At 67.8% G+C, this 15,141-nt stretch carries 17 protein-coding genes and 1 pseudogene; 10 read left to right on the forward strand and 8 right to left on the reverse strand.

Features of this window, described 5'->3' with window-relative positions; genetic code table 11:
* Positions 1–84 precede the first annotated feature (84 nt).
* The 5 genes from SNOV_RS14080 to SNOV_RS14100 form a co-directional block, all read right to left on the reverse strand.
* Positions 85–1,059: a CobW family GTP-binding protein gene (locus tag SNOV_RS14080; RefSeq protein WP_013167622.1), complete on the reverse strand. Its 975-nt coding sequence runs from the start codon at positions 1,057–1,059 to the stop codon at positions 85–87.
* A 121-nt stretch (positions 1,060–1,180) separates the two neighbouring features.
* Complete coding sequence (locus tag SNOV_RS14085; protein ID WP_013167623.1) at positions 1,181–2,122, reverse strand: metal ABC transporter substrate-binding protein; 942 nt, start codon at positions 2,120–2,122, stop codon at positions 1,181–1,183.
* 11 nt (positions 2,123–2,133) lie between these two features.
* On the reverse strand, positions 2,134–3,000 hold the full coding sequence (locus SNOV_RS14090) for a metal ABC transporter permease (protein WP_013167624.1): 867 nt from the start codon (positions 2,998–3,000) through the stop codon (positions 2,134–2,136).
* Positions 3,000–3,743 (reverse strand): zinc ABC transporter ATP-binding protein AztA, encoded by a 744-nt coding sequence (aztA, locus tag SNOV_RS14095; protein ID WP_013167625.1) that lies wholly within the window; start codon positions 3,741–3,743, stop codon positions 3,000–3,002. The genes SNOV_RS14090 and aztA overlap by 1 nt, the downstream gene beginning before the upstream one ends.
* Complete coding sequence (locus tag SNOV_RS14100; protein ID WP_013167626.1) at positions 3,743–3,982, reverse strand: hypothetical protein; 240 nt, start codon at positions 3,980–3,982, stop codon at positions 3,743–3,745. The genes aztA and SNOV_RS14100 overlap by 1 nt, the downstream gene beginning before the upstream one ends.
* Positions 3,983–4,416: 434 nt before the next feature.
* Here SNOV_RS14100 and ppa point away from each other — a divergent pair, with 434 nt between their 5' ends.
* Positions 4,417–4,944 carry an inorganic diphosphatase gene (gene ppa, locus SNOV_RS14105; protein ID WP_013167627.1) on the forward strand — a complete coding sequence of 176 codons (528 nt, stop codon included), beginning with the start codon at positions 4,417–4,419 and terminating at the stop codon, positions 4,942–4,944.
* A gap of 57 nt (positions 4,945–5,001) precedes the next feature.
* On the opposite strand, the gene SNOV_RS14110 is transcribed toward ppa, so the two are convergent.
* Positions 5,002–5,820 (reverse strand): creatininase family protein, encoded by an 819-nt coding sequence (locus SNOV_RS14110; RefSeq protein WP_013167628.1) that lies wholly within the window; start codon positions 5,818–5,820, stop codon positions 5,002–5,004.
* A 39-nt stretch (positions 5,821–5,859) separates the two neighbouring features.
* Positions 5,860–6,249: a RidA family protein gene (locus SNOV_RS14115; RefSeq protein WP_013167629.1), complete on the reverse strand. Its 390-nt coding sequence runs from the start codon at positions 6,247–6,249 to the stop codon at positions 5,860–5,862.
* Between the two features lie 148 nt (positions 6,250–6,397).
* Between SNOV_RS14115 and SNOV_RS14120 the strand changes: the two genes are divergently transcribed.
* The 9 genes from SNOV_RS14120 to SNOV_RS14160 all read left to right on the forward strand — a co-directional run bounded on the left by SNOV_RS14120 (position 6,398) and on the right by SNOV_RS14160 (position 14,793).
* Entirely contained in the window at positions 6,398–7,438 is a 1,041-nt protein-coding gene (locus SNOV_RS14120) for an ABC transporter substrate-binding protein (protein ID WP_013167630.1), read from the forward strand.
* 8 nt (positions 7,439–7,446) lie between these two features.
* A complete protein-coding gene (locus SNOV_RS14125) occupies positions 7,447–8,220 on the forward strand; it encodes an ABC transporter ATP-binding protein (protein WP_013167631.1) in 774 nt (257 codons plus the stop codon).
* Positions 8,221–8,231: 11 nt separating this feature from the next.
* The gene (locus SNOV_RS14130; protein ID WP_013167632.1) at positions 8,232–9,023 is read left to right on the forward strand and encodes an ABC transporter permease; all 792 of its coding nucleotides are present in this window, start codon (positions 8,232–8,234) and stop codon (positions 9,021–9,023) included.
* Positions 9,023–10,333 carry a cytosine deaminase gene (locus SNOV_RS14135; protein WP_013167633.1) on the forward strand — a complete coding sequence of 437 codons (1,311 nt, stop codon included), beginning with the start codon at positions 9,023–9,025 and terminating at the stop codon, positions 10,331–10,333. Before SNOV_RS14130 ends, SNOV_RS14135 begins: the two co-directional genes overlap by 1 nt.
* Positions 10,323–11,753: an FAD-binding oxidoreductase gene (locus SNOV_RS14140; protein WP_013167634.1), complete on the forward strand. Its 1,431-nt coding sequence runs from the start codon at positions 10,323–10,325 to the stop codon at positions 11,751–11,753. Before SNOV_RS14135 ends, SNOV_RS14140 begins: the two co-directional genes overlap by 11 nt.
* Entirely contained in the window at positions 11,753–12,340 is a 588-nt protein-coding gene (locus SNOV_RS14145; protein ID WP_013167635.1) for an NAD(P)H-dependent oxidoreductase, read from the forward strand. Before SNOV_RS14140 ends, SNOV_RS14145 begins: the two co-directional genes overlap by 1 nt.
* 125 nt (positions 12,341–12,465) lie before the next feature.
* A complete protein-coding gene (locus tag SNOV_RS14150) occupies positions 12,466–12,963 on the forward strand; it encodes a MarR family winged helix-turn-helix transcriptional regulator (RefSeq protein WP_013167636.1) in 498 nt (165 codons plus the stop codon).
* 103 nt (positions 12,964–13,066) lie between these two features.
* Entirely contained in the window at positions 13,067–14,056 is a 990-nt protein-coding gene (locus SNOV_RS14155; protein ID WP_013167637.1) for a 2-hydroxyacid dehydrogenase, read from the forward strand.
* An 11-nt stretch (positions 14,057–14,067) separates the two neighbouring features.
* Positions 14,068–14,793, forward strand: a complete 726-nt coding sequence (locus SNOV_RS14160; protein ID WP_013167638.1) for a protease inhibitor Inh/omp19 family protein — start codon at positions 14,068–14,070, stop codon at positions 14,791–14,793.
* Positions 14,794–14,802: 9 nt separating this feature from the next.
* Here SNOV_RS14160 and SNOV_RS23070 read toward each other — a convergent pair.
* Positions 14,803–14,967, reverse strand: a pseudogene (locus SNOV_RS23070) (JAB domain-containing protein); the annotation flags it as partial.
* Positions 14,968–15,141: the final 174 nt, after the last annotated feature.

A 15,141-nucleotide genomic window follows, 5' to 3' on the forward strand; every position in this document is an offset into this window, starting at 1 on the left:
CAGGATGAGGTCGTTCTGGTAGCAACCTCATCCTGAGGTGCTCGGGCAAAGCCCGAGCCTCGAAGGATGTCCAGGCAGGCAGCCTCACGCCACGCAGGCGCGGAAACCGGCTTCCAGCGCCTTCTGGTCGAGATGGCGGCCGATGAAGACGATGCGGCTCAGCTTCGCCTCGTCGTCGCGCCAGGGGCGCTGGTGGTCGCCGTCGAGGATCATGTGCACGCCCTGGAACACGAAGCGGTCCGGGTCGTCCTTGAAGGCCAGAATGCCCTTGGAGCGCAGGATATTCGGTCCCTCCTTCTGGGTCAGCTCCTGGATCCAGGGGAAGAACTTGTCCGGGTCCAGCGGCTTGTCGGACGAGAAGGAGAAGGACTGCATGTCCTCGTCGTGGAAGTGCTTGTGGCCGCCCTCGAGGAAGTCGGGGTCGATGGCGGTGATGCGGTCGAGGTCGAACGCGCCCTGCCCCAGCACCTTGTCGATGGCGATGTCGGACTTCTGCGTGCGGTGGATGCGGGCGAAGGGGTTGATGGCGCGGATGCGCATCTCGACGTCCTTCAGCTCGGTCTCCGAGACGAGGTCGGTCTTGTTGAGCAGGATGACGTCGGCGAAGGCGATCTGGTTCTTCGCCTCGGGCGCGTCCTTCAGCCGGTCCTTCAGCCATTTGGCGTCGGCGACCGTCACCACCGCGTCGAGCGCGGTCTTGGCGCCGACGGTCTCGTCGACGAAGAAGGTCTGGGCAACTGGGGCCGGATCGGCAAGGCCGGTGGTCTCGACGATGATGCCGTCGAAATCGCCCTTGCGGCGCAGCAGGCCGTCGATGATGCGGATCAGGTCGCCGCGCACGGTGCAGCAGATGCAGCCGTTGTTCATCTCGAACACTTCCTCGTCGGCGCCCACGACGAGGTCGTTGTCGATGCCGATCTCGCCGAACTCGTTGACGACGACGGCGAATTTCTTGCCGTGCGGCTCGGAGAGGATGCGGTTGAGCAGCGTGGTCTTGCCGGCGCCGAGATAGCCGGTCAGCACGGTGACGGGGATCTTGTTGGTCTCAGTGTCGGGCATTGTCGACCTCGATATTTCAGAACGTCATGCCCGGGCTTGGCCCGGGCATCCACGCCTTGCGGCGGAAAGTCGTGGATGGCCGGGACGAAGCCCGGCCATGACGGTGTGGTGAACCGCGAACTCAGCTCGACAGCGCCGCGGAGAACTGGCGGATGTTGTTCTGCATCATGTCGATGTAGGTGCTCGCCGGGCCTTTGTCATCGGACAGCGCGTCGGAATAGAGCTCGCCGCCGATCTTGGCGTCGGTCTCGGCCGCGATGCGCTTGACGAGGCGCGGATCGGAAATGTTCTCCATGAACACGGCCGGGATCTTCTCGGCCTTGATCTGGCGGATGATGCGGGCGACGTCCTTGGCGGACGCTTCGCTCTCGGTCGACACGCCCTGCGGCGCGACGAAGTCCATGCCATAGGCGGCGCCGAAATAGCCGAAGGCGTCGTGCGAGGTGATGATGCGCCGCCGCTCGGCGGGAATGGCGGCGATGGCCGCCTTCACCTGCGCGTCCAGCGCGTCGAGCTTGGCCGTATAGGCGGCGGCGTTGGCCTCATAGGTCGCCTTGCCCGCGGGGTCGGCAGCGATCAGCGCGTCGCGGATGTTGGCGACATAGACCTCGGCATTGTCGACCGACTGCCACGCATGCGGATCGGTGCCGCCATGGTCGTGCGCATCCGCGTGCTTCTTGTGATCATGGTCGTGATCGTCCTCCTCCTCGGCCATCTCGCGCGGGGTGATGCCGGTGGTGGCGACGACGACCTCGGCCTTGGTGCCGGAGGCCTTGACCAGCCGGTCGATCCAGCCTTCGAAGCCGAGGCCGTTGACGAAGACCAGCCTGGCGGCGGCGACCTTCTTGGCGTCAGCCGGGGAAGGCTGGAAGACGTGCGCGTCGCCGTTCGGCCCGACCAGGGTGGACACGCTCACGCGGTCGCCGCCGACCTCCTTCACGAAGTCGCCGAGGATCGAGAAGGTCGCGACGACCGGGATCTTGGCCGGGGCGTCCTGCGCAAAGGCAGGGGTCGTGAGGCCGAGCGCGAGCGCAGCGGCGAGCCAGTGGCGGCGGGTCAGCATAAGGCTTCTCCTCAGGCTTCGAGATGGCGGCGCGGCATCAGGCGGGGCAGCAGCCCGCCCACCGGCCCGAACAGCACCGACAGCGCATAGGCGGCGCCGGCGACGAGGATGATGGCGGGCCCGGAGGGCGCGCCGGAATGGTAGGAGACCAGCAGCCCGATCACGCCGGAGCCGCAGGCGATCAGCACCGACACGCCGACCAGCGCGGTCAGCTCGCGGGTCCAGAACCGCGCCGCAGCAGCGGGCAGCATCATCATGCCGACCGCCAGCAGCGTGCCGAGCGCATGGAAGCCGCCGACGAGGTTGGTGACGACCAGCGCCAGGAAGACGAGGTGCGAGGGCGCCCCCGCCCGGCTCACCGAGCGCAGGAAGCCGGGATCGACGCTTTCCAGCACCATGGGCCGCCAGAACAGCGCGAGCACGACGAGGGTCAGGGACGAGATCCCGACGATCAGCAGGAGCGTCGCGTCGTCGAGCGCCAGCACCGTGCCGAACAGCACATGCAGCAGGTCGACATTGGAGCCGCGCAACGAGACCAGCAGCACGCCGAGCGCCAGCGAGACGAGGTAGAAGGCGGCAAGCGCCGCGTCCTCCTTCATGTCGGTGGCGCGGGCCACCGCACCGGCGCCGAGCGCCACCGCGAAGCCGGCGACCAGCCCGCCGACGGTCATGGCGAAGAGGTTGAGCCCGGCGGCAAGGAAGCCGACCGCCGCGCCGGGCAATATGGCGTGCGCCATGGCGTCGCCGGCAAGGCTCATGCGCCGCAGCATCATCAGGACGCCGACCGGCCCGGCGCCGACGCCGAGCGCCAGCACACCGACCAGCGCGCGGCGCATGAAGTCGAACTCGACGAAGGGGGAAAGGAGAAGGTCGTACATCACGCTGCTTCCCCCGGCGCGCAGGCAGGAGCGCGGTCGTCCCACGCCTCGCACATGCGACGCGCCTCATTGAGGTTGGTGGAGGTGAGCACCTCGCGCGTGGCGCCCCAGGCCACCGGCATACGCGCCAGCAGCAGGGTCTGCGGGAAATGGACCCGCACCAGTTCGAGGTCGTGCAGCACGGCGATCACCGTGCGGCCCTCGCCGTTCCAGCGCTCGACGAGCGCGGTGAGGTCGGCGACGGTGCCGGCGTCGAGCGCGGTGAAGGGCTCGTCGAGCAGGATGAGGCGCGCATCCTGCAGCAGCAGGCGGGCGAACAGCGTGCGCTGCATCTGCCCGCCGGACAGCGTGCCGATGGGCCGCGCCTCGAAGCCTTCCAGCCCCACGGCGGCGATGGCGTGTTCGATCCGGTCGCGGTCGGCACGGCCGATGCCGCCGAACAGGCCGGAGCGGCGCCACAGCCCCATGGCGACGAGGTCGTAGACGTCGATGGGGAAGGAGCGGTCGACCTCGGCCGCCTGCGGCAGATAGGCGATCTCGCGCGCCGGCACATGGCCGTCTATGTGCCCGGCCAACGGCGAGAGCACCCCGGCGATGCCCTTGAGCAGCGTCGACTTGCCGGCGCCGTTCGGCCCGCACACCGCGAGCAGCGCCCCCTCCGGCACGTCGCCATCGAGGTGATGCACGGCCGGGTGCCGGTCATAGCCGAGCGTCAGGTCGCGGAAGGAGATCACGTTGCCCATCACGCGCCGCCCCAGATCACCGCGAGCGCGGCCGCCCAGAGCAGCGCCGCCAGCGGCACGGCGATGGCGAGGCGCTGCGCCGCCGAGAGCCGCAGCAGCGAGAAGCCCGGCCGCGCCGCCGGGTGCCGCTCGCCCTCGGCATGGGAATGATGATGCGCGTGAACATGTGCGTGGTCGTGCGCATGGTCGTGCGGATGCGGGTGGCGATGCGGGTCGGCGTGGGCAGGCGCGGCGGGCATGTCGGTCTCCGTCTCGACCAAAGTGATACAGTGTATCGATCCACCCTGTCCAGCTGAAAGATACATTGTATCGACGCCAAGCCGGCTTATGCCGACGCCTGAGCCGCAGTTTCCATTTCCTCCCGAATGGCCGTCATCCTGAGGTGCTGGCCGCAGGCCAGCCTCGAAGGATGCTCGTCCGGGTGCGCTTCACTGACCATCCTTCGAGGCTCCCCCGGGCCAAGTCCGGGGTCGCACCTCAGGATGACGGCGCATTGTGGATCGGGCGGTTAGAACTACCTCAGGGCTGGACTTCCAAGACACACGACCCCGCCGCTGCGTCCAATTGATGGGGCCGTCATGCGCTCCTGCGTCTCGACGGCGCGCCCGCTGGGCCTTATGAGAGGGCGCCTTTCTTGCCGGCGCTGCCGGCCCGTTCGCCCTGGAGCCCGTTCATGGACATTTCCCGCATTTCGGCCGGACCGAACCCGCCTGACGAAATCCACGTCATCATCGAGATTCCGGCCGGCGGTTCGCCGGTGAAGTACGAGCTCGACAAGGAATCGGGGGCGCTGTTCGTCGACCGCTTCCTGCACACGCCGATGGTCTATCCGGGCAATTACGGCTTCATCCCGCAGACGCTGGGCGACGACGGCGATCCGCTCGACGTGGTCGTGATCTCGCCGTTTCCGCTGCTCGCCGGCTCGGTGATCACGGCCCGCCCGATCGGCGTGCTGATGATGACCGACGAGAAGGGCGGCGACGAGAAGATCCTCGCCGTGCCGGCCAACTCGGTCTACCCGTACCATTCGAAGGTCGCGAACTACGTGGACCTGCCGGAGCTCATCGTCCAGCAGGTCGAGCACTTCTTCAAGCACTACAAGGATCTGGAGAAGGGCAAGTCCGTCTCCATCGCCGGCTGGAAGGATGCCGCCGGCGCCCGCGAGGTCATCCTGCAGGGTCTCGCCGCCTACAAGAAGTGAGCCGATCGTAAGCGATATGGAAAGGCCCGGGCTCGCCCGGGCCTTTTGCATTCTGGATCAGGCGGCCCCACCGCCGAGCGGCCCGTCCGGCAGGCGCGACAGGCCGAAGCGGTGCACATCGGCCAGCAGCGCGATGAAGGCGCGCGCGCCATAGAGCGCGCAGGCCTCGCCCTTCTCCTTCGAGGCTTCGGTGGCATCGCCCATCGCGCCGGCGGGCTGGATGTCCTGCGCCATCCAGCCGAAGCCGGCCGGCGAGCCGGCGCGCAGATAGTCGAACTCCTGCTCCATGGCGAGCGTCACCGGCGGGAAATCGCGGATCTCGCCTTGCTTCACCGTGTCCGGGCGGAAGGCCTGCATCAGCGAAGTCTCCACCCCGCCGGCATGAATGCCGTGCTGGCGCTCCTGCGCCGAGAACAGCCCCTCGGGATAGCCGAAGCGGTGCCAGGAAATGGTCACGGCCAGCATGCCGAGCCGGGCGCGCAGATCGCGCGTCACGATGTCGAGGATCGGCACGTTGCCGCCATGCGAGTTGACGATGACCAGCTTGCGCACCCCGGCGCGGTGCACGCTCTCGCCGATCTCCGTCCAGGCGCGGATCACCGTCTCGGCGGAGAGGGTCAGCGTGCCGGGGAAATGAATGTGCTCGTTCGACTTGCCGATGGCCTGAAGCGGCAGGAACACCGCCGGGATGTCGTTCGGCAGCCGCTGCATCACCTCCTTCAGGTAGCCCTCGCCGATGAAGGTATCGACGCCGACCGGCAGATGCGGCCCGTGCTGCTCCACCGCCGCGACGGGAAGCACGGCGATCCAGTTCTCGGGGTCGCCATTGGCGAAGTCCGGCCAGGTAAGTTCGGTCCAGAAGCGTTTGGGGGGCATGGCGATGTGTCCGGCACGAGGGAGACTAGCGTTCTAGGCTCAGTCGACCCGCGCCGCCAGCGCCTCGATCTCCACCTTGAACTCCGGCCGGGTGAAGCCGGAGACGATCATCAGCGTCGAGGCCGGCGGCGGATCGGCGATGAAGCGGTCGCGCGCCGCCATGTAGCCGGCCATATGCGCGCGGTCGGTGACATAGGCGTTGAGCCGCACGATGTCGTCCGGACCCATGCCGGCCTCCGCGAGGCAGGCGGCGATGGCGGCAAAGCAGAGCCCCGCCTGCGCCTCCGCCTCCTCGGGGATGGCGTCGTCGACCGAGATGCCGAGCTGGCCGGAGACCAGCAGCAGCCGCGCCCCGGCCGGCACCTCGACGGCGTGGCTGTAGCGGGCGAAGGGGCGGCGGATGGCGGCGGGGACGAGATGACGCAGCATGGCGGGCTCGGAGAATTGAGGTGGAATGGGGCGGCGGGATGTTGATGCACAGGCCGTCGCCGGCGTATGTGCATCGCGATTAAGCTCGCCTATCATGTCGGCATGTGATCCGTAACGCACTGCCCTTCGCACCCGGATGGAGACTTCGATGCGCCTGCGTTTCCCGCGCTTGCGTTCCCAGCACCTGCGTTTCCAGAACCTGCGTTTCCTCGCCCCGCTTGCCGCCATTGTTGCCGCCCTCGTCATCAGCGCTCCCGCGGACGCCGCCGACAAGGTGACCTTCGGCACCAACTGGGTGGCGCAGGCCGAGCATGGCGGCTTCTACCAGGCGGTGGTCGACGGCACCTATGAGAAATACGGGCTCAACGTCACCATCGTGCCGGGTGGCCCGCAGGCCAACAACCGGCTGCTGCTGCCGGTGGGCAAGATCGACTTCTACATGGGCGCCAACATGCTGCAGGCCTTCTCCTCGGTGGTGGAGGGCATCCCGACGGTGATCGTCGCCGCGATGTTCCAGAAGGACCCGCAGGTGCTGATCGCCCATCCCGACGTCGAGAAGTTCGAGGATCTGAAGACGCGGACGCTGTTCATCTCCAAGGAAGGGCTGGCGAGCTACTACCAGTGGCTCGTCGCCGATTACGGCTTCAGCGAGAACCAGGTGAAGCCCTACACCTTCAACGCCGCGCCGTTCCTGGTCGACAAGAACAGCGCCATGCAGGGCTACATCACCTCCGAGCCCTATGCGGTCGAGCAGCAGGGCGGCTTCAAGCCGAAGCTGTTCCTGCTGGCGGATTACGGCTTCGACACCTACGCCACCACCATCGAGACCCGCACCCAGCTGGTGGAGCAGAACCCGGATCTCGTGCAGCGCTTCGTCGATGCCTCGATCATCGGCTGGTACAATTATCTCTATGGCGACAACGCCAAGGCCAACGCGCTGATCAAGCAGGATAATCCGGAGATGACGGATGCGATGATCGCCTTCTCCATCGAGAAGATGAAGGCGTACGGCATCGTCGATTCCGGCGACACCAAGACGATGGGCATCGGCGCCATGACCGATGCGCGGGTGAAGAGCTTCTACGACAAGATGGTGCAGGCGAAGGTGGTCAAGCCGGACATCGATTACAGGAAGGCCTACACGCTGAAATTCGTCGACAAGGGCGTGGGCAAGGAGCTGGCGAAGTAGTGCCGGACATGGCCTCCCCGCTCCTCCGCCTCGAAGGCGTCGGCAAGCGCTTTCCCAATTCCACGACGGCGCTGGAAGGCCTCGACATGGAGGTCCGGCAGGGCGAGTTCCTCTCCCTGCTCGGCCCCTCCGGCTGCGGCAAGTCGACGGCGCTGCGGCTCATCGCCGGCCTGACCGAGCCGACCGCCGGCCGCATCGACTGGAACGGCGCGGAAGCCGCGCGCGACGCTGATGGCCGCCGCTCCATCGGCTTCGTGTTCCAGGAGCCGACGCTGATGCCCTGGGCCAGCGTCTTCGCCAACGTCCACCTGCCGCTCAAGCTCGCCGGGGTCTCCCGCGGCAAGGCCGAGCCCGCCATCGCCGAGGCGCTGGAACTGGTCGGGCTGGAAGGTTTTCGCGATGCCTATCCGCGCGAGCTCTCCGGCGGCATGAAGATGCGCGTCTCCATCGCCCGGGCGCTGGTCACCAAGCCGCGCCTGCTGCTGATGGACGAGCCCTTCGCGGCACTCGACGAGATCACCCGCTTCAAGCTGAACAACGATCTTTTGCAGGTCTGGCGGCAACTTGGTTGCACGATAATCTTCGTGACCCACTCGGTGTTCGAATCGGTGTTCCTGTCCTCGCGCATCCTGGTCTTCCGCGCCCGGCCGGGGCGGGTCTCGGCGGAGCTTTCCATCGACCCGAACCAGCCGCGCGACGACGCCTTCCGCACCTCGCCGGAATATGCCGGGCTCTGCCGCGAGACCTCGCTGGCGCTGGCCCGCGCGATGGAAGCGCGCTGAGGAGCCGGCGGATGGCGATGATGGAGCACTCCCCCTTCCGCTGGCTCCTGCCCATCGCCGTGCTCGCCGCGCTCGTCGTCGCCTGGGAAGCAGCGGTCGATCTCAACAACCTGCCGCCCTATGTGCTGCCGAGCCCGCTCGCGGTGATGGAGACGTTGATCAAGGACCGCGTGGTGCTGTTCCAGTCCATGCTGGTGACGCTGGAGACGACGGTGCTGGCCCTGCTCTTCGCCGTCATCGGTGGCGTCGGGCTGGCGCTGATCTTCGCCAGCGCCCGCATCGTCGAGTTCTCGCTGTTCCCGATCGCCGTCATCCTGCAGGTGACGCCGGTGATCGCGGTGGCGCCGTTGATGCTGATCTATCTCTCCACCGATACGGCGGTGCTGGTCTGCGCCTGGATCGTCGCCTTCTTCCCGGTGCTGTCCAACACCACGCTGGGGCTGAATTCGGTCGACCCGAACCTGCGCGACCTGTTCCGCCTCGCCGGCGCCTCGCGCTGGCAGACGCTGGCACAGCTGAAGCTGCCCACCGCCCTGCCCTATTTCCTCGGCGGCCTGCGCATCGCCGGCGGCCTGGCGCTGATCGGCTCGGTGGTGGGCGAGATCGCCGCGGGCTCGGCCGGACAGGGCTCGGGCCTCGCCTTCCGCATCGTCGAATCCGCCTACCGGCTCAACATCCCGCGCCTGTTCGCGGCGCTGCTGCTGATCTCGCTCGCCGGCATCCTGATCTATGCCGCGCTGAGCCTGCTCTCCTGGTTCGTGCTGCGCCGCTGGCACGAGAGCGAAATCGGCGGCCCCGCGTGATGCTGGATTTCGGAAAACTCCCCGCCGCCTATGTGCTCGGCAGCGTGCGCGCGCCGGCAGCCCTGCTGCCAACCGTGCCCGGCCCGGTCGACGCCGAAGGGCTGGTGGCGTTCGACATCGCCATTGCCGACGGCCGGATCGACCGCATCGCCCCCTCCGGCGCGATGGCGGATACGCTCCGGCACGACCTTGCCGGCCGCCTCGTCCTGCCCGGCCTCGTCGACATCCACACCCATCTCGACAAGGGCTTCATCTGGAAGCGCGCGCCTAACCCCGACGGCTCCTTCGAGGGCGCGATGACGGCGGTGAATGCCGACCGCGCCGCCAATTGGAGCGAAGACGACATCTATCGTCGCTTCGATTTCGCCCTTCGCTGCGCCTATGCTCACGGCACCGTCGCCATTCGCACTCATCTGGATTCGGAAGGCCCGCGCGCGGCGACCACATGGAAAGTGTTCGCCCGGTTGCGCGAGGAATGGCGCGGCCGCATCGAGCTTCAGGCCGTCGGCCTCATCCCCATCGACAGCGTGCTGGACGACACGCTGTTCGTGCCTCTGGTCGAGCTGGCGCGCGCGAATGGCGGCCTGCTCGGCAGCTACACCTATGTGACGCCGAACCTCCACGTCGGCCTCGCGCGCCTGTTCGACGCCGCCGAGCGCCACGGCCTCGCCCTCGACCTGCATGTCGACGAGCGCCACACCGCCGGCCGCGGCCTCGCGACGCTTGCAGAAATGGCATTGGAGCGCCGCTTCGAGGGACCGATCCTCGCCGGCCATTGCTGTGCGCTGGCGGTGAAGGAGGCGGACGAGATCGACCGCACGCTGGACATCGTCGCGCAAGCCGGCATCGGCGTCGTCTCACTTCCCATGTGCAATCTCTACCTGCAGGATCGCGTGGCCGGCCGCACGCCGCGCTGGCGCGGCGTTACGCTTCTGCAGGAGATGAAGGCCCGTGGCATTACCGTCATGGTCGCCAGCGACAATGCGAGAGACCCCTTCTACGCGTACGGCGATCTCGACCTCGTCGAGGTCTATCGGGAGGCGAGCCGCATCGCCCATCTCGACCATCCGCCCGGCGACTGGCCGGCGGCCATCGGCGGCGCCCCGGCGGGCTGGATGGGCGTCAACGCCGGCATCCTCACCCCCGGCCGCCCCGCCGACCTGTCGCTGTTCGCCGCCCGCAGCCTCAACGAGTTCCTCGCTCGGCCTCAGGCGGAGCGCATCGTGTTGCGCCATGGCAAGGCCATCGACGCCACGCCGCCGGATTATGCCGAGCTCGACGACCTGATGGAGCGCGGCCATGGCGCATGAAAATTATGATCTCGCCGCGCTCAAGGCCCGGCTCGGCGGCATCCGCACCGAGGACAATCCGGCGCTCGTCCGTCAGAAGAGCCGCGACTTCTACTGGTACTCGCCGACGCTGAAGCGCCAGCTCGACGCGGTGAACGGCGACATCGTCGCCTTCCCGACCAGCGAGGAGGAGGTGCTTTCCATCCTCGCCGCCTGCTTCGCGCTTTCCATCCCCGTCACGCCGCGCGGCGCCGGCACCGGCAATTACGGCCAGGCCATGCCGCTCGCCGGCGGGCTGGTGCTCGACCTCTCCGGCCTCGACAAGGTGCTGGAGATCGCCCCCGGCCGCGTGCGGGCGCAGGCCGGCGCCATTCTCGCCGACATCGACGAGGCCTGCGCGGCGAGCGGACAGGAACTGCGCCTGCACCCCTCCACCTACCGCACCGCCTCCATCGGCGGCTTCATCGCCGGCGGCTCCGGTGGGGTCGGCTCGATCACCTGGGGCGGGCTGCGCGACCTCGGCAACATCGTGTCGCTGCGCATCGCCACCATGGAAGCGAACCCGCGCATGCTTCACCTCACCGGCGAGGAGGTGCAGAAGGCCTCGCACGCCTACGGCACCAACGGCATCATCCTGGAAGTCGAGATGCCGCTCGCCCCCGCCTATGGCTGGATCGAGGCCATCATCGGCTTTGCCGATTTCGGTGAGGCTGCCGCCTATGCCAATGCGCTGGGCGAGCAGGACGCGATCCTGAAGAAGCTCATCTCCGTCATCGCCGCGCCCATCCCGCAGGATTATTTCCTGCGCCACCGGAAATATTTGCCGGACGGCATGCATGTCGTGCTGGCCATGGTGGCGCCGGTCGCCGGCGCAGCCTTCGAAAGCTTCACCAATCGCTGGGGCGGGCAGATGCTGTTCCGCTCCGACCTTCTCGGTCCCGAGGAGGCGAAGGGCCTGCCGCCGCTCTATGAGCTCGCCTGGAACCACACCACGCTGCGCGCGCTGCGGGTCGATCCGAGCATCACCTATCTGCAGACGCTCTATCCCTTCCCGGACCAGCTCGCGCTGGTCGAGCGCATCCATGCCGAGCTCGGCGACGAGGCGCCGGCGCATCTCGAATTCGTGCGCTTCGATGGCAAGGTCACCTGCTTCGGCCTGCCGCTGGTGCGATTCACCAGCGAGCAACGCCTTGAGGAGATCATCGCCCGGCATGAGGCGATGGGCATCCCGGTGTTCAACCCGCACCGCTACACGCTGGAGGAAGGCGGCATGAAGCAGACCGACGCCGTCCAGCTTGCCTTCAAGCGCGAGGCGGACCCGGCCGGCCTGCTCAATCCCGGCAAGATGATCGCCTGGGAGCAGGCCGATTTCGACTTCGACACCGGGCGCACCTATCTCTTTGCCGGCTTGGAACGCCATGCGGCGGGGAGCGGGGTCTGATGCGCGCTTTGGTTGTCTACTGCCACCCGGTGCCGGAGAGCTACAACGCCGCCCTGCGCGACGCGGTGATCCGCGGGCTGAAGGCGGCGGGCCATGAGGTCGACCTGATGGACCTCTATGCCGAGGGCTTCGACCCGACCATGGCCCGCGAGGAACGGCTGAACTACCACCAGCTCGGCATCAATGTGCGGCCCATCGCCGACCAATTGGCGCGGGTGAAGGAAGCCGAGGCGCTGATCTTCGTCTATCCCACCTGGTGGTACGGCCACCCGGCCATGCTCAAGGGCTGGCTCGACCGCGTGCTGGTGCCGCACGAGACCTTCGGCCTGCCCAGGCCCTTCCGGCCACTGGAGCGCGGGCTGACGAACATAAGATTCATCGCCGCCGTCACCACGCTGGGCTCGCCCTGGTTCTGGTGGCGCTGGGTCGGCCAGCCGGGCCGGCGCATCCTGCTCGACGGCGTCGGCGGCATCGTGCATCCGCGCGCCCGGAAGTTGTGGCTTGCCTTGCACAGCATGGATTCGGTGACCGCGGAGAAGCGTGCCGCCTTTCTCGCAAAGGTGGAGAGCCGCTTCGCGCAGAGCTGAGCCCTTTACGAATTTCGTAGAGCTTTGACGAATTTATCGATTGCAGCCATGTTCGTGTCACGGCTACGCGCTCTTATCGCAACAAATAGTTGTTGCCTTGGCGCGACGGACTGCGGGGGCGGCCAATGAAGGACGGCTTCGAGAAGAAGATTGGCCAGCGATTGCATCATGTGGCGCGCCTCCAGCGCGCCCTTGCGGCACGCCGGCTACAGGAGATCGGCCTGTTTCCCGGGCAGGAAACGGTGCTGAAGCTGCTCGCCGAATCGGACGGGCGCACCATGACGGAGTTGGCGGGCGCGCTGAAGGTCCGCCCGCCCACCGCTTCCAAGACGGTCGGCCGGCTCTCGGCCCAGGGCCTGCTGGTGCGTCGCGCCTCGGAGGGCGACGCGCGCCTCGTGCGGGTGCATCTCACCGACGAGGGGCGTTCGCGCGCGGGCGCCATCGACAGCATATGGGACTCGCTGGAAGAGACCATGACGGCGGGCCTCGACGGCAAGGAACGCAAGCGGCTGCGCAAGCTGCTGCGCAAGATCGAGAAGAACCTCTCCGCCCAGCTCGGCACCGTGGCGAGCGAGGCGGACGAGGAGGCGGATGCCGAGGGCGCGGAAGAGGAATCGGTCTGAGACCGGAGCCTTCGCGCGCCGCAGTGCCGCCGCCGGGCAGGCGGGGCTTGCAACCGTTCGGGCTTTGGTGAGGAATACCGGCCCCTTCGACGAGGAGCCTCGCATGTCCGCGCCTGACCGCCCCGAACTTCTGCAGACCGGCCCGATGATGGCGATGGTCGAAGCGCAGTTGAAGCAGCACTTCACCGTGCACCGCCTCGATGCGCCCGACGCCGAGCAGGTCCTCGCCGAGGCCGGGCCGCGCATCCGGGCCGTCGCCACCGGCGTCGGCTCGACGGGCGGCGGCGTGCGCCGGGTGACGGCGGCGCTCATGGACAAACTCCCGGCGCTGGAGATCGTCTCGAATTTTGGCGTCGGCTACGATGCGGTCGACGCCGAGGAGGCCGGCCGGCGCGGCGTCGTCGTCACCAACACGCCCGGCGTGCTCGACGACGAGGTGGCGGATCTCACCATCGCGCTGCTGCTCGCCACCATCCGCCGGCTGCCGCAGGCCGATCGGCATCTGCGCGCCGGCAAATGGCCTTCCGGCGGCTTCCCGCTGAGCCCGACCCTGCGCGACCGCACCGTCGGCATCGTCGGCATGGGCCGAATCGGCAAGGCCATCGGCCGGCGGCTGGCAGGCTTCGGCCGGCCCATCGCCTATCATAGCCGCCGCCCGGCCGAGGGCGTGCCCTATGCCCATTATCCCGACCTGATCGCGCTGGCGCGCGACGTCGACGCGCTGATCGTCATCGTCCCCGGTGGGCCGGAGACCAACAATATGATCAATGCCGAGGTGCTCGAGGCGCTCGGCCCGAAGGGCGTGCTGATCAACGTCGCTCGCGGCTCGGTGGTCGACGAGCCGGCGCTGATCAAGGCGCTGCAGGACGGCACCATCGCCAGCGCCGGCCTCGACGTCTTCGCCGACGAACCGAACGTGCCGGAGGCGCTGATCGGCCTCGACAATGTGGTGCTGCTGCCGCATGTCGCCTCCGCCACCCAGGTCACCCGCGACGCCATGGGCCAGCTCGTCGTCGACAATCTGCTCGCCTGGTTCGCCGGCGAGCCGCCGCTGACCCCGGTGCCGGAGACGCCGGTCAGGGCCACGGTCTGAGGGAGCCGCGCATGCCGCGTTTTCTGCCCTGCGTCCTGGCGCTGCTCGCAGCACTCGCCGCCCCGGCCTGGGCGCAGGAGACGGCCGAGGAAGCGCCGCGCGAGCCGACGCCGGCCGAGCGCGCCGCCGCCTTGGCCGACAGCTACCAGCTCACCAATGCCGACGGCGACCACGTCTGCCCCATCGTGATCGGCGCCAAGCCGCGCAAGGGCGGCGCCACCTTCGAGGTCAGCTTCGACAAGGCCGCCTGCGCCGCGACCATCCTGTTCAGCGCCGACATCACCGCCTGGGCGCCGGGACCGGGCGATTCCATCCGCTTCAGCAGTCCGGACGGTCGGCTGGTTGCCGAGTTCACCGAGGGCATCGGTGGCACCTGGGAAGCGCTACGCGAGGGGGATGGGGTCTATTTCCTGGTCAATCCGCGCCTCGCCGATCCCGCCATCCGCCCGGCCGACCTCGCCGGCGCCTGGGATCTGGCGGAGACCGCCGGCACGCCGATCTGCCGCGTCGAGCTGACCGATCAGCCGGCCGGCAGCGACACCTTCAAGCTGACGCTCGGCAATGTCTGTGCCGCCTCCGTCATCGCGCTGGCACCGGATCGCTGGCGGCTCGACGGCGGCGACCTCTGGCTGCTGACCGCCAAGGGCGAGGGCCTGCGCTTCGCGCGGCAGGAGGACGGCGGCTGGGAGAAGGTGCCGCCGGGCGACGGCGAGCCGCTCATGCTGACGCGGCCCTGACCGGGGCGCTCAGATCAGCCGCAGCCCGCGCAGGCTCGCGTGGCCGTCCTTGCCAACGATGATGTGGTCGTGCACTTCGATGCCCAGCGGCTTCGCCACCTCGATGATGGTGCGGGTCATCTGGATGTCGGCATTGGACGGTGTCGGGTCGCCGCTCGGATGGTTATGGAACACACGTCTACTTTGATTAAGTATAACCAAAACAATGTTTATATGAGAATTGATGGTCAATTGGGATATTTAAGTGGGATATGCAGTGCTCAGCGTGCAGATCATTGCAACTTTCCAGACCTTAAACAGGTCGCAGGGTTACACGCGCTGTCGCCAACTGCCCAGGGCCACCGTGGA

This window comes from Ancylobacter novellus DSM 506 (assembly GCF_000092925.1).
In the GTDB taxonomy this organism is placed as follows: Bacteria; Pseudomonadota; Alphaproteobacteria; order Rhizobiales; family Xanthobacteraceae; genus Ancylobacter; species Ancylobacter novellus.